The 25,057-nt window shown below is 63.3% G+C and carries 25 protein-coding genes and 1 tRNA gene; 16 read left to right on the top strand and 10 right to left on the bottom strand.

What is annotated here, in order from left to right:
* The first annotated feature begins 24 nt into the window (after window positions 1-24).
* A complete protein-coding gene (locus NKH59_RS20215; protein ID WP_352540460.1) occupies window positions 25-1,614 on the top strand; it encodes a trimethylamine methyltransferase family protein in 1,590 nt (529 codons plus the stop codon).
* Window positions 1,615-1,729: 115 nt separating this feature from the next.
* Window positions 1,730-2,959 carry an aromatic ring-hydroxylating oxygenase subunit alpha gene (locus NKH59_RS20210; protein ID WP_352540459.1) on the top strand — a complete coding sequence of 410 codons (1,230 nt, stop codon included), beginning with the start codon at window positions 1,730-1,732 and terminating at the stop codon, window positions 2,957-2,959.
* 46 nt (window positions 2,960-3,005) lie between these two features.
* Here NKH59_RS20210 and NKH59_RS20205 read toward each other — a convergent pair whose 3' ends face one another.
* From NKH59_RS20205 to NKH59_RS20185, 5 genes are all read right to left on the bottom strand, one after another.
* The gene (locus NKH59_RS20205; RefSeq protein WP_352469996.1) at window positions 3,006-3,404 is read right to left on the bottom strand and encodes a hypothetical protein; all 399 of its coding nucleotides are present in this window, start codon (window positions 3,402-3,404) and stop codon (window positions 3,006-3,008) included.
* Between the two features lie 117 nt (window positions 3,405-3,521).
* Window positions 3,522-4,910, bottom strand: a complete 1,389-nt coding sequence (gene chrA, locus NKH59_RS20200) for a chromate efflux transporter (RefSeq protein WP_352813763.1) — start codon at window positions 4,908-4,910, stop codon at window positions 3,522-3,524.
* The gene (locus NKH59_RS20195; RefSeq protein ID WP_353022843.1) at window positions 4,907-5,740 is read right to left on the bottom strand and encodes a chromate resistance protein ChrB domain-containing protein; all 834 of its coding nucleotides are present in this window, start codon (window positions 5,738-5,740) and stop codon (window positions 4,907-4,909) included. Before NKH59_RS20195 ends, chrA begins: the two co-directional genes overlap by 4 nt.
* Window positions 5,741-6,058: 318 nt before the next feature.
* On the bottom strand, window positions 6,059-7,864 hold the full coding sequence (locus NKH59_RS20190) for an IlvD/Edd family dehydratase (protein ID WP_352613838.1): 1,806 nt from the start codon (window positions 7,862-7,864) through the stop codon (window positions 6,059-6,061).
* A 237-nt stretch (window positions 7,865-8,101) separates the two neighbouring features.
* On the bottom strand, window positions 8,102-9,286 hold the full coding sequence (locus NKH59_RS20185) for an Mrp/NBP35 family ATP-binding protein (protein ID WP_353022842.1): 1,185 nt from the start codon (window positions 9,284-9,286) through the stop codon (window positions 8,102-8,104).
* 194 nt (window positions 9,287-9,480) lie between these two features.
* Here NKH59_RS20185 and NKH59_RS20180 point away from each other — a divergent pair, with 194 nt between their 5' ends.
* Window positions 9,481-9,858, top strand: a complete 378-nt coding sequence (locus NKH59_RS20180) for a VOC family protein (protein ID WP_352469991.1) — start codon at window positions 9,481-9,483, stop codon at window positions 9,856-9,858.
* Between the two features lie 41 nt (window positions 9,859-9,899).
* Here NKH59_RS20180 and NKH59_RS20175 read toward each other — a convergent pair whose 3' ends face one another.
* Together NKH59_RS20175 and NKH59_RS20170 are read right to left on the bottom strand one after the other, a co-directional pair.
* Window positions 9,900-10,907 carry an inorganic phosphate transporter gene (locus tag NKH59_RS20175; protein WP_352469990.1) on the bottom strand — a complete coding sequence of 336 codons (1,008 nt, stop codon included), beginning with the start codon at window positions 10,905-10,907 and terminating at the stop codon, window positions 9,900-9,902.
* The gene (locus tag NKH59_RS20170; RefSeq protein WP_353022840.1) at window positions 10,907-11,548 is read right to left on the bottom strand and encodes a DUF47 family protein; all 642 of its coding nucleotides are present in this window, start codon (window positions 11,546-11,548) and stop codon (window positions 10,907-10,909) included. Before NKH59_RS20170 ends, NKH59_RS20175 begins: the two co-directional genes overlap by 1 nt.
* A gap of 192 nt (window positions 11,549-11,740) precedes the next feature.
* On the opposite strand from NKH59_RS20170, the gene NKH59_RS20165 reads away from it, so the two are divergent.
* The 9 genes from NKH59_RS20165 to NKH59_RS20125 all read left to right on the top strand — a co-directional run bounded on the left by NKH59_RS20165 (window position 11,741) and on the right by NKH59_RS20125 (window position 21,556).
* Entirely contained in the window at window positions 11,741-12,640 is a 900-nt protein-coding gene (locus tag NKH59_RS20165) for a LysR family transcriptional regulator (protein ID WP_352635838.1), read from the top strand.
* A 133-nt stretch (window positions 12,641-12,773) separates the two neighbouring features.
* Window positions 12,774-13,253, top strand: a complete 480-nt coding sequence (locus NKH59_RS20160) for a formate dehydrogenase subunit gamma (RefSeq protein WP_353022838.1) — start codon at window positions 12,774-12,776, stop codon at window positions 13,251-13,253.
* The gene (locus NKH59_RS20155) at window positions 13,250-14,806 is read left to right on the top strand and encodes a formate dehydrogenase beta subunit (protein ID WP_353022837.1); all 1,557 of its coding nucleotides are present in this window, start codon (window positions 13,250-13,252) and stop codon (window positions 14,804-14,806) included. The genes NKH59_RS20160 and NKH59_RS20155 overlap by 4 nt, the downstream gene beginning before the upstream one ends.
* A 12-nt stretch (window positions 14,807-14,818) precedes the next feature.
* Window positions 14,819-17,731, top strand: a complete 2,913-nt coding sequence (gene fdhF, locus NKH59_RS20150; RefSeq protein ID WP_353022835.1) for a formate dehydrogenase subunit alpha — start codon at window positions 14,819-14,821, stop codon at window positions 17,729-17,731.
* Between the two features lie 3 nt (window positions 17,732-17,734).
* Window positions 17,735-18,565 (top strand): formate dehydrogenase accessory sulfurtransferase FdhD, encoded by an 831-nt coding sequence (fdhD, locus tag NKH59_RS20145; RefSeq protein ID WP_353022834.1) that lies wholly within the window; start codon window positions 17,735-17,737, stop codon window positions 18,563-18,565.
* Window positions 18,555-18,863, top strand: a complete 309-nt coding sequence (locus NKH59_RS20140) for a formate dehydrogenase subunit delta (protein ID WP_352469984.1) — start codon at window positions 18,555-18,557, stop codon at window positions 18,861-18,863. The genes fdhD and NKH59_RS20140 overlap by 11 nt, the downstream gene beginning before the upstream one ends.
* A gap of 105 nt (window positions 18,864-18,968) precedes the next feature.
* Window positions 18,969-20,522, top strand: coding sequence for an alpha/beta fold hydrolase (locus NKH59_RS20135; RefSeq protein ID WP_352613831.1), 1,554 nt, complete (start codon window positions 18,969-18,971; stop codon window positions 20,520-20,522).
* 111 nt (window positions 20,523-20,633) lie between these two features.
* Window positions 20,634-21,107 carry a carboxymuconolactone decarboxylase family protein gene (locus NKH59_RS20130; RefSeq protein WP_352448517.1) on the top strand — a complete coding sequence of 158 codons (474 nt, stop codon included), beginning with the start codon at window positions 20,634-20,636 and terminating at the stop codon, window positions 21,105-21,107.
* Window positions 21,108-21,193: 86 nt separating this feature from the next.
* Entirely contained in the window at window positions 21,194-21,556 is a 363-nt protein-coding gene (locus NKH59_RS20125; protein ID WP_352448516.1) for a nuclear transport factor 2 family protein, read from the top strand.
* A gap of 434 nt (window positions 21,557-21,990) precedes the next feature.
* Here NKH59_RS20125 and NKH59_RS20120 read toward each other — a convergent pair whose 3' ends face one another.
* The gene (locus NKH59_RS20120; protein ID WP_352818486.1) at window positions 21,991-22,491 is read right to left on the bottom strand and encodes an MmcB family DNA repair protein; all 501 of its coding nucleotides are present in this window, start codon (window positions 22,489-22,491) and stop codon (window positions 21,991-21,993) included.
* 214 nt (window positions 22,492-22,705) lie between these two features.
* Here NKH59_RS20120 and NKH59_RS20115 point away from each other — a divergent pair, with 214 nt between their 5' ends.
* Window positions 22,706-22,951 (top strand): hypothetical protein, encoded by a 246-nt coding sequence (locus tag NKH59_RS20115; protein WP_352681357.1) that lies wholly within the window; start codon window positions 22,706-22,708, stop codon window positions 22,949-22,951.
* A gap of 605 nt (window positions 22,952-23,556) precedes the next feature.
* On the opposite strand, the gene NKH59_RS20110 is transcribed toward NKH59_RS20115, so the two are convergent.
* Window positions 23,557-23,630: transfer RNA gene (locus tag NKH59_RS20110), tRNA-Cys, on the bottom strand.
* 164 nt (window positions 23,631-23,794) lie between these two features.
* Window positions 23,795-24,094, bottom strand: coding sequence for a DUF1330 domain-containing protein (locus tag NKH59_RS20105; RefSeq protein WP_352613829.1), 300 nt, complete (start codon window positions 24,092-24,094; stop codon window positions 23,795-23,797).
* 154 nt (window positions 24,095-24,248) lie between these two features.
* Between NKH59_RS20105 and NKH59_RS20100 the strand changes: the two genes are divergently transcribed.
* From NKH59_RS20100 to NKH59_RS20090, 3 genes are all read left to right on the top strand, one after another.
* Window positions 24,249-24,575: a GYD domain-containing protein gene (locus NKH59_RS20100; RefSeq protein WP_023717906.1), complete on the top strand. Its 327-nt coding sequence runs from the start codon at window positions 24,249-24,251 to the stop codon at window positions 24,573-24,575.
* A gap of 112 nt (window positions 24,576-24,687) precedes the next feature.
* Window positions 24,688-24,816, top strand: a complete 129-nt coding sequence (locus tag NKH59_RS20095) for a hypothetical protein (protein WP_352506923.1) — start codon at window positions 24,688-24,690, stop codon at window positions 24,814-24,816.
* A complete protein-coding gene (locus tag NKH59_RS20090) occupies window positions 24,817-24,942 on the top strand; it encodes a hypothetical protein (RefSeq protein WP_353022832.1) in 126 nt (41 codons plus the stop codon).
* Window positions 24,943-25,057 lie beyond the last annotated feature (115 nt).

Here is a 25,057-nt window from a genome sequence, read left to right as displayed (position 1 = left end):
TGCCGATGAAGGTGGAGTGCTTCCATGCCAGTGGCTGTCGAACAGCAGGACACGCCGGCGAACCGTCGTCCACAGCGCTCCGGTCTTCGCGAAACAGGACATGCCATGCGATCAGCTCCTCTGATGGAGGACACCGGACCACGACACCAGGCCATCGAGAGCGGCAGCTACGGGCCGCTGCGCGGGGATGACTGCGAGCGCATCCACGAGGGCGTGCTGACGCTCCTGGAGACGGTGGGTTTCGCCAATGCCATCCCTTCCTGCATAAAGGTGCTGACCAAGGCGGGGGCGGTCCATGGCGACGACGACCGTGTGCGCTTTCCGCGCGCGCTAGTGCTCGACACCATCAAGCGGGCGGCACGACATTTCACACTTCATGGCCAGGACGCCAGGCACGACATGGTGGTCCAGGGCAAGCGCGTGCACTACGGCACGGCAGGTATCGCCGTGCACCTGGTGGATCTGGAGAAGCGCGAGTACCGCGAATCCAAGCTGCAGGACATTTATGATGCTGCCCGCATCGTCGATGGGCTGGACAACATCCATTTCTTCCAGCGGCCGATGGTGGCGCGCGACATCGCCGATCCGCTCGAGATGGATTTCAACACGCTCTATGCCTGTGTGATGGGGACATCGAAGCACGTCGGAACATCCTTCACCGTGCGTGAGAACGTGAAGCCGGCGCTTGAAATGCTGTACGCCATCGCCGGCGGCGAGGAGAATTTCCGCGCCCGGCCATTCGTTTCTAACTCTAACTCATTCGTCGTGCCGCCGATGAAGTTCGCCGAGGATGCCTGCGGCGTGCTCGAGGCTTGCGTTGAAGGCGGCATCCCGATCCTGCTGCTCTCGACCGGCCAGTCCGGCACCACAGCACCTGCGGCGATGGCCGGCGCCGTCGTGCAAGCGGTGGCCGAAGTACTGGCCGGCCTGGTCTATGTCAATGCGCTCAAGCCGGGCCATCCGGCGATCTTCGGCGCCTGGCCGTTCATGTCGGACCTGCGTACCGGCGCCATGGCCGGCGGGTCGGCCGAGCAGTCGGTGGCAACGGCGGCCTGCGCCCAGATGGCGCAATTCTACGATCTGCCCGGCGGCTCGGCCGCTGGCATGACGGATTCGAAACTGCCCGACATTCAATCCGGCTACGAAAAGGGCATCACCAATGTGATGGCCGGCCTCTCCGGCCTCAACCTCGTCTACGAGGCGGCCGGCATGCATGCCTCGCTGCTCGGCTTCTGCCTGGAGAGCCTGGTCATCGACAACGACATGCTCGGTCATTGCCTGGGCTGCGCACGTGGCATCGACGTGACTGACGAGGCCCTGTCGATCGACAGCATCACCGAGGTCTGCCTCAAAGGCCCAGGCCACTATCTCGACAGCGAACAAACGCTCAAGCTGATGCAGACCGATCATCTCTATCCCGCCTTCGCCGATCGTTCCTCACCGAAGGAATGGAACGAAAAAGGCCGACCTGATATATTGCTGCGGGCGATCACCGAGAAGAAACGCATTCTTGCCGAACGATTTCCGCGCCACGTGCCAAAACAGGTCGACGACAGATTGCGTGCCCGCTTCGGCAGCCTGATCCACCTGCCGCGCACGTATATGGGCGGCTGACCGGAGACGAGTTCGTGCAGCCATACAGCCACCACCCAGAGCCAATTCCGGACGGAAAACCGCTTCACAGTTTTCCTGGAATTGCCCCAGGACCAACCATCGGGCAGAACGACAAATGAGTGCGCATCCTATCCTGCAAGCCCACACCGACGGCGACGCGATCGATCGGCTGGTGGCGTCTCACCGGCCCGGCCACGGCCTGGTGCGTGCCTTCTATCATGACCCGGCGATCTTCGAGCGTGACATGGAACGTGTCTTTCGCCGCCACTGGCATTGCCTGGCCCATGCCAGCGTTATCCCGAACCCCGGCGATTTCGAGCTGTTCAAATTGGGCGATGAGGCGGTCATCCTGACGCGCGGCATGGACGGCACCGTGCATGCCATGCTCAATGTCTGCCGCCACCGCGGCGCCGAGGTCTGCACCAAGGAGAAGGGCAACGCGAAGATGTTCGTGTGTCCCTACCACGCCTGGACCTATTCCAATGACGGGTCGTTGCGCGCTGCCCGCCTGATGCCGAAGGATTTCGACCGCACGGCGCACGGGCTGAAGAAGCTTCATGTCCGCGTTGCCTCCGGGCTGGTTTTCATTTCCTTCGCGGAGACGCCGCTCGATTTCGATCCAATCGAACAGTCGCTGCGCACAAGCTGCGGCCAGTATGGCTGGGGCGACGCCAAGGTGGCGTATCGCCAGTCCTATCCGCTCGACGCCAACTGGAAGCTCGCCGTCGAGAACTATGTCGAATGCTACCATTGCGGGCCGGCGCATCCGGAATATTCGCAGACGCATGCGCTGGAAAAGCCGGCCGAGATGATCGAGCAGCTCAACGCGGCGATGGAGCAGCGCACCTGCGCGCTCGGCATCGAGATCGGCAGCGCCAACCGCTGGCAGAACTCGGCGGCCGGTCAGGAAGCAATCCATACCTTCCGCTATGCGCTCTATGATGGCGTTTCGAGCGGCAGCCAGGATGGCTCGCCGGTGGCCCCGCTGATGGGCCGCTTCACCGACTATGACGGTGGCGTCACCTCCATCCATCTCGGCGGCACGACCTTCCTCGTGTGCTATCCCGATCACGGCATGATCTACCGCTTCATCCCGAAAACCGCGGGCACCTGCGAGATGGAGCTGATCTGGCTGGTGCGCGGCGACGCGGTCGAGGGCCAGGACTACGATCTCGAGAAGCTGACCTGGCTGTGGAAGGTCACCACCCAAGAGGACAAGAAGATCATCGAGCACACAGCGCGTGGCGTGCGCTCGCACTATTTCGTGCCGGGGCCGATCGCGCCGATGGAATACAACGAACTGCGCTACATCGGCTGGTATCTTGAGGAGATCAGCCGGGCTTGATCGACTCGGCTGCCGCGGGGGGATCCGGCAGATCTTGCCTGTCGCGTCATTCCGCGCTGAGCCCGTATCGGTCGACGACTTCGGCGTTGATCAGCTTGGCATGCAGCGTCATCAGCACGATCTGTGCGTCGAAGCTGTCGCCGGCCTCAAGTGCCGCCTCGATGCGGCGCTCGGCTTCCAGCGTCCGTTGATGGCCATTGGCTTGCTCGAAGGTTTCGGGACCCGCGATGCAATAGCTGCACAATTGTGCCACCGACGCATAGATGCCCGGCGGCGGCTCGTCGGGCCAGTGATCCTTCATCAGATTGACGATCGTGAGTTTTACCCCCTCCGGCACAAGGGCGGGATGCAGATCGGCGCCGCGCAATGCATCGTCGAGCTGCCTCAAGTCGCCCGAGCGACCGAACATTCCAAGGAAGCCGAGGGAAGAACGCCGTTGCGCCATAATGGTCCAACCGTTCCCAACCAGTTAGGTGGTTCACAAGCGGAATACAAAAGCAGCGGCATCCAAAGCGTCGCGTTTAAGTAGATTCAGGCGATGCGCTTCAAGTCCTTGCAGGCATCAGCTACTTACCGCCAGCAACAAGACACCGGCCAGCGCCGATCCGGCAAGCGTCGGCAGCATACCGATCTTCAGCTTCAGAATGGCGATCATCGAGGCACAGGAAAGCAGCGCCGCGCGCCAGTCTATCGATGAAAGCACCGGCACGTCCATTCCAAGCCCGACATTGCGCACTTCGCCGAAGATGACGTGCAAGCCGAACCATAGAGCGAGATTCATGATGACGCCGACGACGGCGGCGGTGATCGCACCGAGCGCCGCCGACAGCGCCTTGTTGCCGCGCAGCGCTTCGATGTAAGGCGCGCCAAGGAATATCCATAGGAAACATGGGGTAAACGTCGCCCACAGCGTGAACAGCCCGCCAAACAGTCCGGCAACCAGCGGCGCCAGCAAGCCCGGCTGGCGGAACGCGGCAACGAAGCCGACGAACTGCAAGACCAGGATGAGCGGACCCGGCGTGGTTTCGGCAAGTCCAAGGCCGTCGACCATTTCACCGGGTGCCAGCCAGCCGAAGTACTCGACCGCTGCCTGCGCGACATAGGCAAGGGCTGCGTAGGCGCCGCCGAAGGTGACGACCGCCATGACACTGAAGAAGCCACCGATTTGCGTCCAAACGCTGGCAGGGCCAGTGAAAGCCCAGACCAGCAGAACAGGCCCCAGCCAGATCGGCAGCCAGATCGCCAAAGTGCGCGGCGCGTGCCATCGTGTCGGCCTGACGTGGGTCAGTTCGCCGCGCTCGAACATCAGATCGACCACGCCCTTTATGTCGGGAACATCGCCCTTGCCATGCGAGGCGCCGGAAAAAAATGCCGGCGCACTACGGTTGCCGATCCAGCCTGCCAGCCCGGCAAGCAGCACGATCAGCGGAAACGGCACGTTCAACGCGTAGATGGCGATGAAGGCAGCGAGTGCGATCGACACCATGACCGGGTTTTTCAGCGCGCGTTTGCCGATCCGGATCACCGCCTCGATGACAATGGCGAGCACGGTCGCCTTGACCCCGAAAAACAGCGCCGAGACGAGTGGTACATCGCCATAGAGCGCATAAAGGCTGCTCAGGACGAGCATGACAAGCGCGCCCGGCACGACGAAGAGAATGCCGGCAACAAGGCCGCCGGCCGTTTTGTGCAGCAACCAGCCGATATAGATGGCGAGTTGCTGGGCCTCAGGGCCAGGCAGCAGCATGCAGTAGTTCAACGCATGCAGAAAGCGCTGTTCGCCGATCCAGCGCCGTTCCTCGACCAGTTCCTTGTGCATGAGCGCGATCTGCCCGGCCGGGCCGCCAAAGCTGAGCACGCCGATTTTTGCCCAGACCTTCACGGCCTGCCGGAAGCTCGGCACAGCGGGCTCCTGAATCTCCGCCGGCTTTTTCGATAGGACGGCGCTCACGATGGCTTGCCCGCGCTGACTGTGCCGGCGGCCGGCCAGTTATGCGTCTCCTCGGTGGCATCGCGGCACCAGCGGAAGAACATATCATAGAGCAGCATGCCGGCCTCGAGCTGCTCCAGATCGTTGCGAAACATCCGTGACAGGCCAAGCGAGGCGGCCAGGAACCCGGCCGCCTGTGGAACAAGATCGAGGCTCGCAGTATCGGCGGCGCGTATGATCGTGGCCAAGCGATCGAGTGCTTCGGATTTAAGCCCGAACTCCTCGATCATGGTGTCGAAGGTGCAGCGTTCGCCGCGATGGCTCCAGAACACGTTCTCAATGTCGAAAGACACGGCCTGAAAGCGATCGGCGACGGCCGACACTTCGGCCGGCTCGACGAAGAGAAAGACCGCGTGAGGATCGATGAAGCGCCGAATCAGCCAGGGGCAGGCGATGCGGTCGACCTTCGGGCGCGTACGCGTCACCCAAACGGTGCGGCCCTTGGCATCGCGGGGCGGTATCTTGCGGGCGTCAACGAGAAGCCCCTTGGCGTCGCGCCAGTCTTCAAACCCGCCGTCGAGCGATTCGGCGGCAATGCCCTCGTGGCGCAGCCATGCGGCCACGCCTTGCGAGAGCTTTTTTCCCTGTTGGCAGACGACTGTCACTTGCCAGCCGGCGAAGTCGGCAGCCCAGTTCGAGACAGTCCTGAAATCACGCCGATCCGACCCCGGCAGCAGTCGCGGGTCGGCGTTGTAGTCATCGTCGATGCGGACATCGATGATCGCGGGTGCACCCGGCAGACCAATCAGACGGGATAGTTGCGGTACGGTGATGATTGTTGTCGACGGCATGGCGTCCACCTCCTGGAAAGAGAAGCTTGGACGCGAACATTGGGCTGACGCCTCACGGGGTCGTCGCGATTAACCCCTTGCGATGATCGTGGATTTGTCGCGCTCGCTTGTCAAGCATTGCCGTTCTCGCGGGAGCAATCGCTGTTGACAAATGACCGCGTCCAACCCTGTGCCGGGCATTTCTGCCCATTAGCGGCAGGCTATCGCAGGTGGAAAGCCGAGGCTTTCGCTCTGCGATGTGACCCCACCCCTACCCCTCCTGGCGCTGACCTCGGCAAATTGCCTGCACCGGCGGCTGGCTCATGCGACGGACCCTGGTCAGTGATTGTCCCTCGGCACCCCGCTTGTATGAGCCACATCCTGGTATTTTACCGCCGGCTTCAGCACCATGCCTTCGGAAAACTGGTCGACCATGCCGCGCTGGATCTCCTGCCACGGCGTCTGGTGCTTGGGATAGTGATAGCCGCCATTGTTCTGCAGTTCGGTGCGCCGCCGCGTGATCTCGTCGTCGCTGACGAGGATATCGGCGGTGCCCTTGCGCAGATCGACGCGGACGCGGTCACCGGTCTTCAGCAGCGCCAGCCCGCCGCCGATGGCGGCTTCCGGCGAGGCGTTGAGGATCGAGGGCGAACCCGACGTGCCCGACTGGCGGCCGTCGCCGATACAGGCCAGCGCGTGGATGCCCTTTTTGATCAGATAGGCCGGCGGCTGCATGTTGACGACTTCGGCGCCGCCCGGATAGCCGATCGGGCCGGCGCCGCGCATGAACAGGATGGTGTGCTCGTCGATGCCTTGTGCCGGATCGTCGATGCGGGCGTGGTAATCCTCGGGCCCGTCGAACACCATGGCGTTGCCCTCGAAGGCTTCGGGGTCCTTCGGGTTCGACAGATAGCGCTCGCGGAACTCGGGCGAGATGCCGCTGGTCTTCATGATCGCCGAATCGAACAGATTGCCCTTGAGATTGATGAAGCCGGCATTGGCTTTCAGCGGCTCGGCAACCGTGCGGATGACGTCGAGGTTCTCGTTGACGGCGCCCCTGCAATTGTCACCGATGGTCTTGCCATTAGCTGTCATGGCTTCCGGATAGGGCAGCAGGCCGCCCTTCATCAGTTCGGCGACCACGGCCGGCACGCCGCCGGCATGGTGATAGTCCTCGCCGAGATATTCGCCCGTCGGCTGCAGATTGACGATGAGCGGTATGTTGAGGCCGACCTTCTGCCAATCGTCATTGTCGAGCGGCACGCCGAGATGGCGGGCGATGGCGTTGAGGTGGATCGGCGCGTTGGTCGAGCCGCCGATCGCCGAGTTGACGACGATGGCGTTCTCGAAGGCCTTACGGGTCATAATGTCGGACGGCTTCAGATCCTCATGCACCATGTCGACGATGCGCTTTCCGGTCTCGTAGGCGATCTGGCCGCGCTCGCGATAGGGGGCGGGGATAGCGGCCGAGCCCGGCAATTGCATGCCGAGCGCCTCGGCCAGCGAATTCATCGTGGTGGCGGTACCCATCGTGTTGCAATAGCCGGTCGACGGCGCCGAGGAGGCAACGATATCCATGAACTCGTCATAGCCAATCTCGCCGGCCGACAGGCGCTGGCGCGATTCCCAAACGATGGTGCCGGAGCCGGTGCGCTTGCCCTTGTGCCAGCCGTTGAGCATCGGGCCGACCGAAAGCGCGATAGCCGGAATGTTGACGGTGGCCGCGGCCATCAGCATGGCTGGCGTCGTCTTGTCGCAGCCGATGGTGAGCACTACGCCGTCGAGCGGATAGCCGTAGAGCACCTCTACCAGGCTGAGATAGGCAAGGTTGCGGTCAAGTGCAGCAGTCGGCCGCTTGCCGGTCTCCTGGATCGGGTGGCAAGGGAACTCGAAAGGGATGCCACCCATCGAGACGATGCCTTCGCGCACGCGCTTGGCCAGTTCGATGTGATGGCGGTTGCAGGGCGACAGGTCCGAGCCGGTCTGGGCGATGCCGATCAGCGGCTTGCCGGACATCAGTTCGGCCCGCGTCAGCCCGTAATTCAGGTAGCGCTCCAGATAGAGTGCCGTCATGCCCGGATTGTCGGGATTGTCGAACCACTCCTGCGAGCGAAATTTCTTCTTGTGGGTGGGGGCGCCTGCCATCGTGGTCTCCGTATTTGTATGACAAATCGATATGACAACGCGCGGGAGCAGGCAAGGGGCACGCGCCATCCGAATCCGCTCTTTGGTACGAAAGACATACATCTGCCTCCGCGCCAGGCGGGATCGTGGTTTGTCAGCCCGCTATCCCGGAGAGTTGGAGCGCGTCGCCGCGGACCCTACCTGACCCTTCCGGCCACCCTCCCCCTCAAGGGGCCCACTTGGGGAGGCACATCCGCATCACTCGAACACGATGCTCGGCACTGCAGCCTCGGCCGCGCCGCGCTCTTCATTGACGCGGTCCCAGACCTTGGCGGCGATGTCGCGATAGATTTTCGCCTCAGCGCCATCCGGCTTGGAGATCACCACCGGCGTGCCGGCATCGGAGCTTTCGCGGATGCCCATCTCGAGCGGCACTTCGCCAAGGAAGGTGACGCCGAGACGCTCGGCCTCGCGGCGGGCGCCGCCATGGCCGAAGATGTCGTAGCGTTTTCCCGTATCGGGGGCGAGAAAATAGCTCATGTTTTCGACGATACCCAATAGCGGCACGTCGACCTTTCTGAACATGTTGAGGCCTTTGCGCGCATCGATCAGGGCCAGGTCCTGTGGCGTCGAGACGATGACGGCGCCGGCCAGCGGCACCTGTTGGGCCATGGTCAGCTGGGCGTCACCGGTGCCGGGCGGCATGTCGACGACGAGCACATCAAGCGGTCCCCATTCGACCTCGCGCAGCATCTGCGTCAATGCCGACATCACCATCGGCCCGCGCCAGATCATCGGCGTCTCCTCATCGACGAGGAAGCCCATCGACATGACCTTGAGGCCATAATTCTGCATCGGCTTCAGGATCTTGCCGTCGACGGTCTGCGGCCTGCCACGAATGTTGAGCAGACGCGGCATGGAAGGGCCATAAATGTCGGCATCGAGCACCCCGACCCGCAGCCCGTTGGCGGCAAGCCCAAGGGCGATATTGACGGCGGTGGTCGACTTGCCGACGCCGCCCTTGCCGGAAGCGACGGCGATGATCGCTTCGATGCCGGGTACGCCGCGCTTGCCCTGGCTGTGCGAGGCGGGCGCCTGCGGCGTGGGACGCGCAGGTGCGGCCGGCGGAGCGGGCCTCTGAGCCGGTCTTTGCGGAACCGGCGCCTCCATGCCGCCGCCCTTCTTTTCCGCCGTCAGCGCGACCACGGCGCCGGCAACACCGGGGATCGCCTTGACGACACGTTCGGCCGCCGCACGCAGCGGTTCCATCTCCTGGGCACGGGCAGCGGGAACGGTTATCGAAAAGAACACCTTGGCATCGGCAATGAAAATCTCGGAAACCAGGCCGAGGTCGACGATATTGCCGGTGAAATCCGGCCCATTGACCGTCTTCAGGCGCTCGATAACGATTTCCTTGGTCACGTTTTCATTGGCGGCGGGCATGAGTTTTTCCTCTACTTTTCCGCTCCAGATAATGCAGTTCCGGAACAGAACCAAGCGATGGACCACCAATTGCAGCGGCGTATCGGGGAGGCAGCGAGCATATGACGGCATTTCCAGTGGGAGCAGCCGTCGCCAAATCGTCAGCGCAGCCTATTTCATGAGCATGGAATGACAGCCAGGGAAGGAGACGAATCATGCTCGCAAACAGCAACGCGACGGCCAATCTCGCCGTGAAGGACCTGGCCAAGGCCAGGGCATTCTACGAAGGGGTCCTTGGCCTGAAAGAGGTGCACAATGAAGGTGGCGAACTGATCGTCTATAAAAGCGGCGACACCAGCATCAACGTCTACCGTTCGAACTTCGCTGGGACCAACAAGGCGACGGCTGTGACATGGACGGTCGGCGACGAACTCGGCAAGATCGTTGAGGCATTGAAATCGAAGGGCGTGACCTTCGAGCATTACGACATGCCCGGGCTGACGCTTGAGGGTGACATCCATGTCGGTCACGGCATGAAGGTCGCATGGTTCAGGGATCCGGACGGCAACATCCTGAATCTTGTGGACCGGTAGTCGCCGTGCCAGAGGCGGCTCCAGGCGCCATGATGCTCACATCACCTTGCCAGACCGACCGCGAAGTAGGTGAGAGCCGCGATCGCCGCGGTTGCCGGCAAGGTGACGATCCATGCGACCACGATGTTGCCGGCAATGCCCCAGCGAACGGCGGAGACGCGGCGGGCGGCGCCGACGCCGATGATAGCGCCGGTGATCGTGTGCGTGGTCGATACCGGAATACCGAGCCAGGTGGCGGCGAACAGGGTGATCGCTCCGCCGGTCTCGGCGCAGAAACCCTGCATCGGGTTCAGCCGGGTGATCTTCGAGCCCATGGTGTGGACGATGCGCCAGCCGCCGAGCAACGTGCCCAGCGCCAGCGCCGACTGACAGGTGATGACGACCCACAGCGGCACGTAAAAATTCGCGCCGAGCATGCCTTGCGAATAGAGCAGCACGGCGATGATGCCCATGGTCTTCTGCGCGTCGTTGCCGCCATGGCCGAGCGAATAGAGCGAGGCGGAAAAGAACTGCATGACGCGGAATGTGCTGTCGACGGCGAACGGCGTCTGCCGCACGAACAGCCACGAGACCGCAAGGATCAAGACAAGCGCCAGCAGAAAGCCTGCCGCCGGCGACAGCACGATGGCCGCCGTCGTCTTGCCCAACCCGGCCCAGACGATGGCACCAGTGCCTGCCTTGGCAACGCCGGCGCCGACCAAACCGCCGATCAGAGCGTGCGAGCTACTGGACGGGATTCCGACGAGCCAGGTGACGACATTCCAGACGATGGCGCCGACAAGTGCTGCGAAGATTACTGCCGGCGTGACGATGCTGGCGTCGATGATGCCGGTTCCGAGCGTCTCCGCTACGTGGAGACCGAAGAACATGAAGGCGATGAAATTGAAGAAGGCTGCCCAGAACACCGCATAATGCGGCCGCAGCACCCGGGTGGAGACGATGGTGGCGATGGAGTTGGCGGCATCGTGCAGGCCGTTGAGGAAATCGAAGAACAGCGCGACGACGACAAGGCCGACCAGCACGGGAAAGGCTATTGCGGCTTCTGACACTATACGTTCTCGATGACGATGCCGCTGATTTCGTTGGCGACGTCCTCGAAGCGATCGACCACCTTTTCCAGCTGGCCGTAAATCTCGCTGCCGATCAGATAGGCCATCGGATCGCTGCGGCCGTGCCGCTTGAACAGGTCCTTCAGGCCCTGCTCGTGCAGGTCGTCGGCCCGGCCTTCGGCGCGCATGACCTCCTCGGCGATGGCGTTGAGGCGCACCGTATGCGCCCCGACCTTGCCGAGCAGCGGGATCGCCTCGGCCACCAACTTGGCGGCCTCGACGATGACGCCCCCCATTTCCTGCATCAGCGGGTCGAATTCCTTCTTTTCGAACAGCTTTACCGTCTTGACGGTTTTGTGCATCATATCGATGGCATCATCCATCGACTGGATCAGGTCCTTGATGTCGCCGCGGTCGAAGGGCGTAATGAAGGAGCGGCGCACGGCCAGCAGCACTTCCGCGGTGATCTGATCGGCTTCGCCCTCGAGATCGATGATCGTCTGACACCAGCGGTCGATGTCGTTGCCCTGCAAAAGCCGCTGCAGTGCCTCGGCGCCACCGACCACGGTGCGGGAATGCCGCTCGAACAGGTCGAAGAAGCGATCTTCGCGCGGCAAAAGCTTGCGGAACCAGCCCAGCATGTTCGGTCTCCCGTCGTGTCCAGTCCACGACCCCGTCTCATTCACATAGCGCCGCATTCCATCGCGGGAAACAGTAAGCCGGCTGAAAGATGTGGATGCGGACGATTTACACACGCGGCTTGCGGCCGAAGGCGATTTCCCCGACCTTGCGCGCTACAATCGGACACAGCGTCCGTGACAGGCTCCGACGGCATGATCGACAAGCTGGAATTCTTCATAGCACTTGCCAGGGAAGAACATTTCGGCCGGGCGGCGGAGGTGTGCGGCGTCACCCAACCGACGCTTTCGGCCGGCATCAAGCAGCTGGAGGGTCAGCTCGGCGTGATGCTGGTGCTGCGCGGCTCGCGCTTCCAGGGGCTGACGCCGGAAGGCAAGCAGGTGTTGGTGTGGGCGCGCCGCATCGTCGGCGACAGCAGGACCATGCGCGAGGAGATGCGGGCGGCGCGCCACGGCCTGTCGGGGCGCATCCGCATCGCCGCGATCCCGACGGCGCTGGCCATGGTGGCGCGACTGACGACGCCGTTTCGGGCAAAGCATCCCGGCGTCACCTTCTCGGTGCTGTCGCGCACCTCGATCGAGGTGCTATCGCTGCTCGGCAATTTCGACATCGACGCCGGCATCACCTATCTCGACAACGAGCCGCTCGGACGCGTCACTAGCGTGCCGCTCTATGACGAGCGCTATCAGCTGATCACCGCGGTCGGGAACCCCTATTTCGACCGCGACAAAGTGACATGGGCGGAACTCAGCCAGCTGCCGCTCTGCCTGCTGACGCCGGACATGCAGAACCGCCGCATCATCGACCAGCATCTGGCCGAAGCCGGCGTGCAGGTGCGGCCGACATTGGAATCCAACTCGATGATCGTGCTGTTTTCGCATATCCGCACCGGCAAATGGTCGTCGATCATGCCGCTTAACCTCTCGGAAACCTTCGGTTTTTCCGAGCCGATCCGGGCGATCCCGATCGTCGAGCCGGATGCCAGCCACACGGTCGGGCTGGTGGCGGCGCGGCGCGAACCGCACACGCCGCTGGTCTCGGCGCTGTTGGACGAGGCAATGGCGCTGGCTGACGATTTCCACGGCCGCCGTTAGGATAGACAATGCTGGTGAACGCGATCGATCGAAGATTTCTATCGAGCAACGGATCGGCTTTATTGATTTAGCGGGTTTCCTCTGATTTCCTAAGCACTTAGCGGAAGACCGCCACGACCAGGGAGGGCGCTGCATGACGATGCAGCCTGCAAGTACCGAGATCGCATCGCGCACCGCGGCGATCATCCACGAGCTGAAAGGCCTCGAAGGCCCGCTGTTGCCGATCCTGCACGGCATACAGGAAGAGTTCGGCTATGTGCCGCAGGACGCACTGCCGATGATCGCCGAGGTGCTGAACATCTCCAGGGCCGAGGTTCATGGCGTCGTCACCTTCTATCACGATTACCGCAGCCAGCCCGCCGGCCGCCATGTGCTGAAGCTCTGCCAGGCGGAAGCCTGCCAGTCGATGGGCTCGGATGCGATTGCCGCCAAGCTCAAATCATTGCTGGGCATCGGTTTCCACGAGACAACCCGCGACGGTTCGGTGACACTGGAGCCGGTCTATTGCCTCGGCCTTTGCGCCTGCTCGCCGTCGGCAATGCTGGACGGGGAGGTGATCGGGCGGCTCGACGACGAAAAGCTCAACGAGATCGTTGCCGAGGTGCGCTCATGATCCCGCGTATCTATATTCCCGGCGATTCCGGCGCGCTGGCGCTCGGTGCGGAAAAGGTTGCCAAGGCGGTTCGTGCGGAATTGGCCGAGCGCGGCATCGAGGCCAAGATCGTGCGCAACGGCTCGCGCGGCGCCTATTTCCTCGAGCCTATGGTCGAGGTTGCGACAGCCACTGGCCGCGTCGCCTACGGGCCGGTGAAGCCATCCGACGTCAAAAGCCTGTTCGACTGCGGCTTCCTCACCGGGGGCCACCACAGGCGCTGGCTGGGCGCACCGGACAAGATCCCGTTCCTTGCCAGGCAGACGCGGCTGACCTTTGCGCGCTGCGGCGTCACCGATCCGCTGTCGCTCGATCACTATAAGGCGCATGGCGGGCTGAAGGGCCTGCAGAATGCAGTGGCGATGACGCCGGCCGAGGTCGTCAAGCAGGTGACCGAGTCCGGGCTGCGCGGTCGTGGCGGCGCCGGCTTCCCGACCGGCATCAAATGGAAAACTGTGCTCGATACGTCGGCCGACCGCAAATACATCGTCTGCAATGCCGATGAAGGCGATTCCGGCACGTTCGCCGACCGCATGATCATGGAAGGCGACCCCTTCGTGCTGATCGAAGGCATGGCGATCGCCGGCATCGCCACCGGCGCGACCAAGGGCTTCATCTATATCCGCTCCGAATATCCGCATGCGGTGGCGGTGATGCAGAAGGCCGTCGAGATCGCCCGCAAGGCCGGCGTGCTCGGCGTCAATGTGCTCGGCTCGGCCAATTCATTCGACATGGAAGTGCGGGTCGGCGCCGGCGCCTATGTCTGCGGCGAGGAGACCGCGCTGCTCGACAGCCTCGAAGGCAAGCGCGGGCAGGTGCGGGCCAAGCCGCCGCTGCCGGCGCACAAGGGCCTGTTCGGCAAGCCGACGGTGATCAACAACGTCATCTCGCTGGCCTCGGTGCCGGTGATCATGGATAAGGGCGCTGCCTTCTACAAGGATTTCGGCATGGGCCGTTCACGCGGCACCATCCCGATCCAGATTGCCGGCAACGTCAAGTATCCCGGTCTCTACGAGGCGGCGTTCGGCATGACGCTGGGCGAGATCGTCGACGATATCGGCGGCGGCACGGCGACGGGACGCCCGGTCAAAGCGGTGCAGGTGGGTGGCCCGCTCGGCGCCTACTTCCCGCGCGCGCTGTTCGACACGCCGTTCGACTACGAAGCGTTTGCCGCCAAGGACGGGCTGATCGGCCATGCCGGCATCGTCGTTTTCGACGACAGCGCCGACATGCTGAAGCAGGCACGCTTTGCCATGGAATTCTGCGCCATCGAGAGCTGCGGCAAGTGCACGCCGTGCCGCATCGGCTCGACTCGCGGTGTCGAGGTGCTGGACAGGCTCGCCCAGAACGTCGAACCGGAAAAGCAGATCGCGCTGGTCACCGACCTTTGCAACACAATGAAGTTCGGCTCGCTTTGCGCTCTCGGCGGCTTCACCCCATATCCAGTGATGAGTGCACTCAACCATTTCCCGGACGACTTTCGGCCGACGCCGGTCGCCGAAGCAGCGGAATAGGAGCGGACAGCCATGAACGCGGCATTCGACATCAAATCGCTGGTCCAGGAAATCGACTACGGCACACCTGCCTCTGAAGCCGAGCAGCAAGTGACGCTGACGGTCGACGGCAAGTCGATAACAGTGCCGGCGGGGACCTCGATCATGCGCGCATCGATGGAAGCCGGCGTCGAAATCCCGAAACTCTGCGCCACCGACATGCTGGACTCGTTCGGCTCCTGCCGGGTCTGCCTCGTCGAGATCGACGGGCGCGGCGGCACGCCGGCTTCATGCACTACGCCGGTCGGCGAAGGCATGGTCGTGCATACGCAGACCGATCGGCTGAACGCCATTCGCCGCGGCGTGATGGAACTCTACGTCTCCGACCACCCGGCGGCGTGGGGCGAGAAGGCTGGCACCGGCGCCAGCGAGTTCGACAAGGTCGTCACGACGGTCGGCCTGACCGAGAACCGCTATGGCGTGGACGGCCGCAACCACGTGAAGCAGGAAAACGGCGTGGCGCCCGGCCATGGCTCGCTGACCATCGATTACATCGCCCGCGATGAATCGAACCCGTATTTCACCTACGATCCGACGCAGTGCATCGTCTGCTCGCGCTGCGTGCGCGCCTGTGAGGAGGTGCAGGGCACGTTCGCGCTGACCATCGAGGGCCACGGCTTCGAATCCAGGGTCTCGGCCGGCATGCACGAGGCGTTCGTCGATTCCGAGTGCGTCTCTTGCGGGGCCTGCGTGCAGGCCTGCCCGACCGATGCGCTGAGGGAGAAGACCGTGCTGGCGAAAGGCCTGCCCGAGCGCTCGACCGTCACCACCTGCGCCTATTGCGGCGTCGGCTGCTCGTTCAAGGCCGAGGTCAAGGGCGACGAGGTCATTCGTATGATGCCCTACAAGGCAGGCAAGGCCAACCACGGCCACTCCTGCGTCAAGGGCCGCTTCGCCTATGGCTATGCGACGCACAAGGACCGGATCCTGAAACCGATGATCCGCGAAAAGGTCAGCGATCCGTGGCGCGAAGTGTCGTGGGAAGAGGCGCTCACCCATACGGCGAATGAGTTCCGCCGCATCCAGTACCAGTACGGCCGCACCTCGATCGGCGGCATCACCTCGTCGCGCTGCACCAACGAGGAGACCTACCTCGTCCAGAAGCTGGTCCGGCAGGGCTTCCGCAACAACAATGTCGATACCTGCGCCCGTGTCTGCCATTCGCCGACCGGCTATGGTCTCGGCCAGACCTTCGGCACCTCCGCCGGTACGCAGGATTTCGATTCGATCGAGCAGACAGACGTGATCCTGCTGATCGGCGCCAATCCGACCGATGCGCATCCGGTGTTCGCCTCGCGCATGAAGAAGCGCATGCGCCAGGGCGCCAAGCTGATCGTGCTCGATCCGCGCCGCACCGACATCGTGCGCTCGGCCCATGTCGAAGCGCAGTTCCATCTGCCGCTGAAGCCGGGCACCAACGTCGCCATGCTGACCGCACTTGCCCATGTCATCGTCACCGAGGGCCTGTTCGACGAGGCCTTCATCCGCGAGCGCTGCGACTGGGACGAGTTCCAGGACTGGGCCTCGTTCGTGGCGCTGCCGGAAAACAGCCCGGAAGTGGTCGGCGAGCTTGCAAATGTCGATCCCGACGACATACGCGGCGCGGCGCGGCTCTATGCTCGCGGCGGCAACGGCGCGATCTATTACGGCCTCGGCGTGACCGAGCACAGCCAGGGCTCGACCACCGTCATCGCCATTGCCAACCTCGCCATGGCGACCGGCAATATCGGCCGGCCGGGCGTCGGCGTGAACCCGCTGCGCGGCCAGAACAATGTGCAGGGCTCCTGCGACATGGGCTCGTTCCCGCACGAGCTTCCCGGCTATCGCCACATTTCAGGCGACGCGGTGCGCGCCATCTATGAGAGCCTGTGGGGCGTCAAGCTCGACGACGAGCCCGGCCTGCGCATCCCCAATATGCTGGACGCCGCCGTCGACGGCTCGTTCAAGGGGCTCTATGTGCAGGGCGAGGACATCCTGCAGTCGGACCCCGACACCAAGCATGTCGCCGCCGGTCTCGCCGCGATGGAATGCGTCGTCGTGCACGACCTCTTCCTCAACGAGACGGCCAACTACGCGCATGTGTTCCTGCCCGGCTCGACGTTCCTCGAGAAGGACGGCACCTTCACCAATGCCGAGCGCCGCATCAACATGGTGCGCAAGGTGATGGAGCCGAAATGCGGCTATGCCGACTGGGAAGCGACGCAGGAGCTCGCCAAGGCGCTCGGCCTCGGCTGGAACTACACGCATCCGTCCCAGATCATGGACGAGATCGCCAAGACAACACCAAGTTTCGCCGGCGTTTCCTTCGACCTTCTCGACCGGGTGGGCTCGGTGCAGTGGCCCTGCAACGAGAAGTCGCCGGAAGGCACGCCGATCATGCATATCGGCGGCTTCGTGCGCGGCAAGGGCAAGTTCATCCGCACCGAATACGTCGCGACCGACGAAAGGACCGGACCGCGCTTCCCGCTGCTGCTGACCACCGGCCGCATCCTGTCGCAATACAATGTCGGCGCGCAGACCCGGCGCACCGACAACGTGGTCTGGCATAGCGAGGACCGGCTGGAGATCCATCCGCACGATGCCGAAAATCGCGGCCTGCGCGATGGCGACTGGGTGCGGCTGACCAGCCGCTCGGGCGAGACGACGCTGCGCGCGCTGATCACCGAGCGGGTGTCGCCGGGCGTCGTCTATACGACCTTCCACCATCCCGACACCCAGGCTAACGTCATCACCACCGACTTCTCCGACTGGGCGACCAACTGCCCGGAATACAAGGTGACCGCGGTGCAGGTGGGTGCATCCAACGGCCCGTCGGAATGGCAGCGCGACTATGACGAGCAGGCAAAGCAAAGCCGCCGCATCGCGAAGTTGGAAGCGGCGGAGTAGTCCTTGACCGCGCGCCGCAAAGCCATTGCGCAGATCAGCCGCCTGGCGCGCCGCGCCGGCGGCACTGCGGCCGCCAACCGCATGGTGCCGGAAGAGACGCCGGTGGCGTTCTCCTTTGCCGGCACCACGCATGCGGTGATGATGGCAAGCCCGGCTGATTTCGAGGATTTCGCGCTCGGCTTCTCGCTGACCGAAGGCATCATTGCCTCGCCGGACGAAATCGAAGCGATCGAGGTCGAGGATCACGGCGCCGGCATCGATATCCAGATCCGGCTGAAGGACCAGGCCAACACCCGCTTCGAAGCGCGTCGCAGACGCCTGGCCGGCCCGGTCGGCTGCGGGCTGTGCGGCATCGAATCGATCGAGGAGGCGATGCGCTCGGTAAACCCGGTCGGTGCGTCGCAACTTACACTTCAGGCCGATGACATCGTCCGCTCGGTCAAGCTTTTGTCGAAGCTGCAGCCGCTGCACGCCGAGACCGGTGCCGTCCACGCCGCCGGTTTTTACCTTCCCGGCAAGGGCATCGTCATGGCGCGCGAGGATGTCGGCCGCCATAACGCGCTGGACAAGCTGGCTGGCGCGCTGGCCAAAGCCGGTATCGACGGCAGGTCGGGGGCCGTCGTCGTCACGTCGCGCGTTTCGGTCGAGATGGTGCAGAAGACCGCGGCGATCGGCTCGGCCGTCATCATTGCCGTCTCGGCGCCGACCGCACTTGCCATCCGCACCGCGAACGATTCCGGCATGACGCTGGTGGCGCTGGTGCGCGGCGACGATTTCGATATTTTCACCCATCCTGACCGCGTGGTTTCCGGAGTTGCCAAGCATGTCGCATGACGAGGGCCACCTCATGAGCACCAGCGAAAAGCTGGTTCGCATGGCCAACCAGATTGCCGCCTTTTTCCACTCAAAGCCGCGCGAGCAAGGCATTGCCGGCGTCGCCGAGCACATCAACAAATTCTGGGAGCCGAGGATGCGCCGGCAATTGTTCGAGATGCTGGACAGCGGTGGCGAGGGGTTCAACGAGCTTGTCGTCGCGGCCGCGCCACACATCAAGCGGCCGGGCGCGCCGGAGGGCGCAGGTTTTAGCGTCGGCGGAGCGAACACCGAGACTGCCGCCGCGTCACAGAAGTAGGCGCCGCGGGCCCACATTCACACTCTCTGAAGTTTCATCTGCCGCAGGCCGCGCGCCTCTGCTATGATCCGGCGATAAGAAATCGTCGGGTCGGGCGGACAACTCGTGAGGCCGATCGAAACTCGATACGCGCTCAGTGGCGACGTGCGGATCGCCTATCAGGTGGTCGGCCAGGGATCGCTCGATCTCGTCTTCGTGCCGGGTTTCATTTCCAATCTCGACCTGCACTGGGAAGACGAGGGCTACACCCGGCTGTTGAAGCGGCTTTCCGCGTTCTCACGGCTGATCCTGTTCGACAAGCGCGGCACCGGTCTGTCCGACCGCGTCGATGTCCACCACCTGCCCAGCCTCGAAACCCGCATGGACGATGTACGCGCGGTGATGGATGCGACCGGCAGCGGCCGCGCCGCCTTGCTCGGCGCTTCGGAAGGCGCGCCGATGGCAATGCTGTTCGCCGCCACCTACCCGGAGCGGACGCGGGCGCTGGCGCTTTATGGCGGCTATGCGCATTTCCACAAATGGGTGATGCCGCCGGAACGCCTTGAGGCGTTCATCGCGACGGCGGAGACCGCATGGGGCACCGGCGCCACCCTGCCGCATTTCGCGCCCGGCCGCGTCGACGATCCGCGTTTCGCCACATGGTGGGCGCGCTTCGAGCGGCTGTCGGCGAGCCCGACCGCGGCAATCGCCCTGGCCCGCATGAATGCGGCTATCGACGTGCGCGGCGTGCTGGCGGCGATCAGCGCACCGACGCTGCTTATCCATCGCCGCAACGATGCGCGCGTCGACCCGGAGGCCAGCCGCTTCCTGGCAAGGAAGATCCCGAATGCGCGGCTGGTCGAGGTGGCCGGGCGCGACCACCCGATCTGGACCGGCGATGTCGACCGGGTGGCCGATCTGATCGAGGAATTCCTGACCGGAGCGCGCGCCGTTGCCGAGGCCGAGCGCGTGCTGGCTGCACTGCTGGTCACCCGGATCTACGACACGGCGCGGCTTGGCGACCGTATGTGGAGCGAGCGCAGCCGACGTTTTCAGGAAACATGGCGCCTGCTGGTCGGGCGCCATGGCGGCCGCCCGGCCGGCACGCATGGCGAGCTGATGATGGCGCGCTTCGACGGCCCGGCGCGGGCCGTACGCTGCGCGGCGGCGCTGCGCGATGCGGCGCAGGAGATCGGCGTCGCCAGCGCGCAGGGCGTGCATGTCGGCGAGGTCGAGTTGCGTGGGCCGCCGACGGGGTTGACGGCGCGCGTGACGATGCAGCTTGCCGCGCATGCCGGGCGCGGCGACATCCTCGCTTCGCGGCTGGTCGCCGACCTCGCCGCCGGTTCAGGGCTTCATTTCAATGACGCCGGGCGCATCGCGCTTGACGAGCTGGATGAACCGCTGGCGCTGGTGCAGGCGACCTCGGAACAGCATCTGGAGCCGGCCTGCCGGCCGAAGGCCAAAGCTGCCGAGCCGGCCGCACTGACGGCGCGCGAAAGCGAGGTGGTGAACCTCATCGCCGATGGCAAGAGCAATGCCGCGATCGCCGCCGAACTCGAGCTGAGCGAACACACCGTCAAGCGCCACGTCGCCAATATTCTGCTCAAGCTGGACCTGCCGTCGCGGGCGGCGGCGGCGGCGTTCTCGGCGCGGCACGCTGGCCCGCACGGGCCATAGGAGCCATGGCGCTTTCGGGCGAAGCGGCCGGGCATGCGTAAGCGCTATCACTTCGTCCCATGCAGGCCAGGCGGATGTCGCCGGGAAAGGCGCTGCAAAGGGAGGAATAAAATGCTGAAGTCGACACTCAAATCACTGGTGCTGGCGGCAGGCGTCGGCGCGCTGTTGGCGATCGTTCCTGCCAAGGCCGAAGACGCCTCGGCGACGGCTGCCTACAAGGACATCCAGGCAACGCTCGGCTCGGTACCGGACATGTTCAAGACGCTGCCGGACGTCGCCGTTGCCGGCGCCTGGGCCGAGATCAAGGGCGTGCAGCTCAACCCGAACACCGCGCTCGACGGCAAGACCAAGGAATTGATGGGCCTCGCCGTCGCCTCGCAGATCCCCTGCCAGTACTGCATCTATTTCCACACGCAGGCGGCCAAGCTCAATGGCGCCAGCGACGAGGAGATCAAGGAGGCGGTGGCGATGGCGGCGATCGTGCGCCACTGGTCGACGATGCTCAACGGCAGCCAGGTCGATCTCGCCACTTTCAAGAAACAGTCCGACGAGGTGTTCGCGGCCGTCAAGGCGAAGTCGCAGTGAAGAAGCCACTGCCCGGCGGCGAGCGCCGGGCAGTGCATGATCAAGCAACCACCCGATCCGAGAAGACGGGCCCATGGAGGAATAAAATGCTGACCAAGACACAGACGATAGACGGCGCTGCGATCAAGAAGGCGATTGAGGGCCGTGATGGAAAATTGCTGGCGAGCTTCTATGCCGACGACGCATTGGTGCGGGTGATCGACCGCAACAACCCGCCGAGCAAGCCGCGCGAAATCCGCGGGCGCGCTGCGATCACCACGTTCTGGGACGACATCTGCAGCCGGGCGATGACCCACAAGGTCGACACCACCATTGCCGACGGCAACAACCTCGCCTTCACCCAGGCCTGCTCCTATCCGGACGGGACCAAGGTATTCTGCGCGGCGATGCTGGAGCTGAAGAACGGCCAGATCGCACGGCAGACGGTCGTGCAGGCCTGGGACGAATGAGGCGGCGATGTTCAGTGCCAGATGGCAGATCGACGCCAAATTCGGGCACAAGCAGACCGTGCTCGAACTGTTAAAGAATGGGAACGCGAGATCGGCTCGCTGGTCGGTGTCGACGACCTCAAGTTCCAGATCATGACCGGATCGATCGGCGCGCGCGAAGCGACGGTCGAGTCACATCACCAGGTCGAAAGCCTCGCCAGTTGGAGGCGTTCTTCGCCAGGATCGACAAGATCGACGCGCACGCCAAATGGGGCAAGGAGATGGAGCCTTACGTGGTGTCGGGCACCAGCCTGTGGAATATCTACCGCATCGTGGAATAGCGGTTCTCATCCTCGCTTCCGCAGGGCTATCGCATTTGGGAAGATGCCCCCTCACCCGCGCAGCGGCCCGACGAGGGGCAGCACGACGTCTGAAATCACGACGAGCGCACCCCCCTACTCGCTCTCGCCGTCCAGCGCCGGCACCGACACGCCGGCAAGCTCGGCCGCGAGCAGCCGCGACGCACCGGCGCGTGCGATCCGCAGCATCAGCGCCTTGCGCGTCGCCGCCGCCATGCGATGCTCGGGCGCATCGCGCAAGATCTCGGCGCCATAGCCGTCGGAGAGAATGAAGCCGCATTCCTGCGGAAAGATTTCGGAAGGCACGCCGGGATGGGTGGCGAAGAAGAAGCGGTCGGAATGCAGCCGGTAGTCCGGCCATTTGCGGTCGACCCTGAAATCCTCGATCGAGGATTTGATCTCGATGATCCAGATGTCGCCGTGGCGGGTCAGCGCGACGAGGTCGGCGCGGCGGCCGGTGGCCAGCGACAGTTCTGGCAAGACATGCGCGCCCATCTGCCTGAGCAGCCGCTGCACGCCGCGCCGGACCAGCATGGCGCGCTCCGACTGGCGGCCGTCGATGAGCGGGTTGAGAGGTAGAGGTGAAATGATCGGCATGGCGACCACCATGCCAGATTTTGTTCACGGTTTGAACCGGTTTTTGCGGGCGATTACGCACTTTACAAACACGGCGATGTGCCTGATACCTTGAATCCACAGTAGGAATCCGGGTTATGGGTGTCCTTTTCGAGCCACACTTCCACAACGAAGAAGCTGCTTTCGAACGACTGGAGACGGGCAAGAAGGCCCGTTAGGCAATGGCTAAGTCACAATGAGCGTCGTGAGCGGTGTGGTGCTTTGTACGTCTTCTGCTGAAGATCGATCGAGCCCGAACGGCCTGCCCATTCTCTTCGAGAGCATACAGGAATGGCTGGCAGAGCGCGCCCCCTTCCAACAACTTAACAGCGTCGAGGATAGCTTTGGCGGCAGCAAGCACCCGCAAATGTTTGTAGCCGGTGGTGGCAATGCAATTCCTACGGGTGAGGGGAGCTATGTTTTCGCGAGGCGTCGCCGTTGATCTAATATTCACCGCTGCAGGCCCGATAGTGGTCGCAGCGTAATCAAAAAAGGTGGCGAAGCATGGTTACTGAGAATGCAAGTTTGACGGTCGAGCAGACTAGGCTCAATAGGATGCTCATGCGGGGCATCGTATTTTCCGTCGTTTGGCTTGCCGGTTTCGGGTCTTCTTATGCGCTTTGCCAGGGGCTTCTGGCGCGACGGATGATAAAAATGAATCCCATGCTTCGGGGAAATGGCCGCGCCTGGTGGTGCATCATTGTGGGAGGGCTTGGGGCCGCAGCCTTATGTGCGATAGTTGGCGCCGGCATTTTCAACGCCATGACACAACCCTAGGTCAAACATCGCCTGCCGATCCGGTGTTGGGTCCATATTGATATGGAGGTCCCGTTCAATGAGCGCATAGATGCGTTTGGTCTCACCCTGCGCGCCCTGCCTATGAGGGCGGTACTGCGGACGAAGATCGTGCGGACTTTTCCGGCGATTATCTGTTCGACGAACCCAAAGACGAACAGGAATATGGTCCTCGACCGGCCGGCATCAACATTTTAGGATGCGTCTATAATTGATTACAGCGGAACAAATCAGCGCCGGGTGTTGCGCGGCTGGAGGTCTGAGTGGGAATTGAACCCACTACGTCGGTTTTGCAGACCGATGCGTCACCGTCCCGCCCTCAGACCTCGGTGCCTCTATGCCCAATCCATCAGCGCAGTCAACCCGTCGATGCCAGGATACCCAGCCGTCGCCGAAGCACGCTTGTCGCAAGCCGTCCGCCGCCCGGCATATCCTCCAAAATCGGGCAGTCGGGCCTGTCCTCGCCGTGACATGCGTAGATATTCGACTTTTAACTAACCGGCATCATGCCCTCCAGGGCAATGATCCTGGTCTTTGCGCAGCGTTCGCGGATGGCTTTGAGACGGCCGTATTCTGGAGAGTCGTACCATGCCAGGAGGGAGGCCATGTCCGGGAATTCGACAATGACGAGGCGATGAGGTTCCCAATCGCCCTCCAGAACTTTGGTGGCTCCGCCGCGAGCGATGTACCTTCCCCCGTAGCGGGCTTCGGTTGCCGGCACGTCCCGGCGGTATTCCTCGAAAACGGCGGCGTCGGTTACGTCTACATCAGCAATGAGATATGCGGCCATTGACCTTACTCCCCTTGGGAAAAGGCAATTGAAACAGGTCTATTAGCGGCCCCGCAACTAAGCCAGCGGTACTACGCCTCGGAAACGACTCGCGTTCTCCCGGATTGGGGCGCTTAACTGTCTTGGTGGGGGCAGCTCTGGGAGGAGACGAACCATGCCGATGTATCTCACGCGATTCAGCTACAGGCCCGAAACCTGGGCGCGCTTGATGGATAATCCCGAGGACAGACGCGAGGCTGCCCGTTCCTACATTGAATCAGTCGGCGGAAAGCTGCACGGGTTCTGGTATGCCTTCGGAGAGTACGATGGCTGGAACCTGTGGGAGGCGCCGGACAACGTGTCCATGGCCTCTGTCATGCTGGCCATCGGTGCGGGAGGCGCGCTCAGCTCGTACGAGACCACCGTCCTGTTAAGTGTCGAAGAGACGATGGACGCGCTTGGCAAAGCGAAGTCGATCCGGTACCGCCCGCCGGGATCGTGACCGCCGCCCGCGCTTTGCGGAGTGTCGAAGGCTGGGGAACGCTTGCTCTCGGACGGCGCACGTTGCAGCTTGCGCTTTCAATGTCTGCCACGGATTTTAGGAGGAGCATTAGATGACGGAAGATGACGACCGGAAATCGGCGACGCCGGAGGAAATCCGCTCGGCCATCGGAGGCTGGGCGGTGCTTGGGGCAATTATCGTTGCCGTGTTTGGTGCGGCCTACGTCATGATCGATAGTTGAATGGCCAACGATCCTGGTCGCCCCGATGGATTGCCTGAAAAGATCGGCACGGTCCTTGGTGCATTGGTGGTGATCGGCACGTTCGGGCTTCTGGCTAGGACCGTGCTTCGCGGCGTCCTTTATTGAACCCGGGCCCGTCTGGACTTTCCCCTGCGGCGGCCGCGTCTCAGGCCGATCTCCTCGTAGCAACGGATGGTCTTGGCCGCAGGCCAGAGCGCCGGGCAGCGTCGCCGACTTCATG

The sequence above is a fragment of the Mesorhizobium sp. M0998 genome, assembly GCF_040318885.1.
GTDB lineage: Bacteria > Pseudomonadota > Alphaproteobacteria > Rhizobiales > Rhizobiaceae > Mesorhizobium.
The sequence above is the reverse complement of the archived record's forward strand: the minus strand, read 5'-3'. Positions and strand labels throughout refer to the sequence as shown.

Coding starts and splice junctions, on each gene's coding strand:
- NKH59_RS20215 (WP_352540460.1), top strand. CDS start 25: ATGCCAGTGGCTGTCGAACAGCAGGACACGCCGGCGAACCGTCGTCCA.
- NKH59_RS20210 (WP_352540459.1), top strand. CDS start 1,730: ATGAGTGCGCATCCTATCCTGCAAGCCCACACCGACGGCGACGCGATC.
- NKH59_RS20205 (WP_352469996.1), bottom strand. CDS start 3,404: ATGGCGCAACGGCGTTCTTCCCTCGGCTTCCTTGGAATGTTCGGTCGC.
- NKH59_RS20195 (WP_353022843.1), bottom strand. CDS start 5,740: ATGCCGTCGACAACAATCATCACCGTACCGCAACTATCCCGTCTGATT.
- NKH59_RS20190 (WP_352613838.1), bottom strand. CDS start 7,864: ATGGCAGGCGCCCCCACCCACAAGAAGAAATTTCGCTCGCAGGAGTGG.
- NKH59_RS20185 (WP_353022842.1), bottom strand. CDS start 9,286: ATGCCCGCCGCCAATGAAAACGTGACCAAGGAAATCGTTATCGAGCGC.
- NKH59_RS20180 (WP_352469991.1), top strand. CDS start 9,481: ATGCTCGCAAACAGCAACGCGACGGCCAATCTCGCCGTGAAGGACCTG.
- NKH59_RS20170 (WP_353022840.1), bottom strand. CDS start 11,548: ATGCTGGGCTGGTTCCGCAAGCTTTTGCCGCGCGAAGATCGCTTCTTC.
- NKH59_RS20165 (WP_352635838.1), top strand. CDS start 11,741: ATGATCGACAAGCTGGAATTCTTCATAGCACTTGCCAGGGAAGAACAT.
- NKH59_RS20160 (WP_353022838.1), top strand. CDS start 12,774: ATGACGATGCAGCCTGCAAGTACCGAGATCGCATCGCGCACCGCGGCG.
- NKH59_RS20155 (WP_353022837.1), top strand. CDS start 13,250: ATGATCCCGCGTATCTATATTCCCGGCGATTCCGGCGCGCTGGCGCTC.
- fdhF (WP_353022835.1), top strand. CDS start 14,819: ATGAACGCGGCATTCGACATCAAATCGCTGGTCCAGGAAATCGACTAC.
- NKH59_RS20140 (WP_352469984.1), top strand. CDS start 18,555: ATGTCGCATGACGAGGGCCACCTCATGAGCACCAGCGAAAAGCTGGTT.
- NKH59_RS20130 (WP_352448517.1), top strand. CDS start 20,634: ATGCTGAAGTCGACACTCAAATCACTGGTGCTGGCGGCAGGCGTCGGC.
- NKH59_RS20125 (WP_352448516.1), top strand. CDS start 21,194: ATGCTGACCAAGACACAGACGATAGACGGCGCTGCGATCAAGAAGGCG.
- NKH59_RS20120 (WP_352818486.1), bottom strand. CDS start 22,491: ATGCCGATCATTTCACCTCTACCTCTCAACCCGCTCATCGACGGCCGC.
- NKH59_RS20115 (WP_352681357.1), top strand. CDS start 22,706: ATGAGCGTCGTGAGCGGTGTGGTGCTTTGTACGTCTTCTGCTGAAGAT.
- NKH59_RS20105 (WP_352613829.1), bottom strand. CDS start 24,094: ATGGCCGCATATCTCATTGCTGATGTAGACGTAACCGACGCCGCCGTT.
- NKH59_RS20100 (WP_023717906.1), top strand. CDS start 24,249: ATGCCGATGTATCTCACGCGATTCAGCTACAGGCCCGAAACCTGGGCG.
- NKH59_RS20095 (WP_352506923.1), top strand. CDS start 24,688: ATGACGGAAGATGACGACCGGAAATCGGCGACGCCGGAGGAAATCCGC.
- NKH59_RS20090 (WP_353022832.1), top strand. CDS start 24,817: ATGGCCAACGATCCTGGTCGCCCCGATGGATTGCCTGAAAAGATCGGC.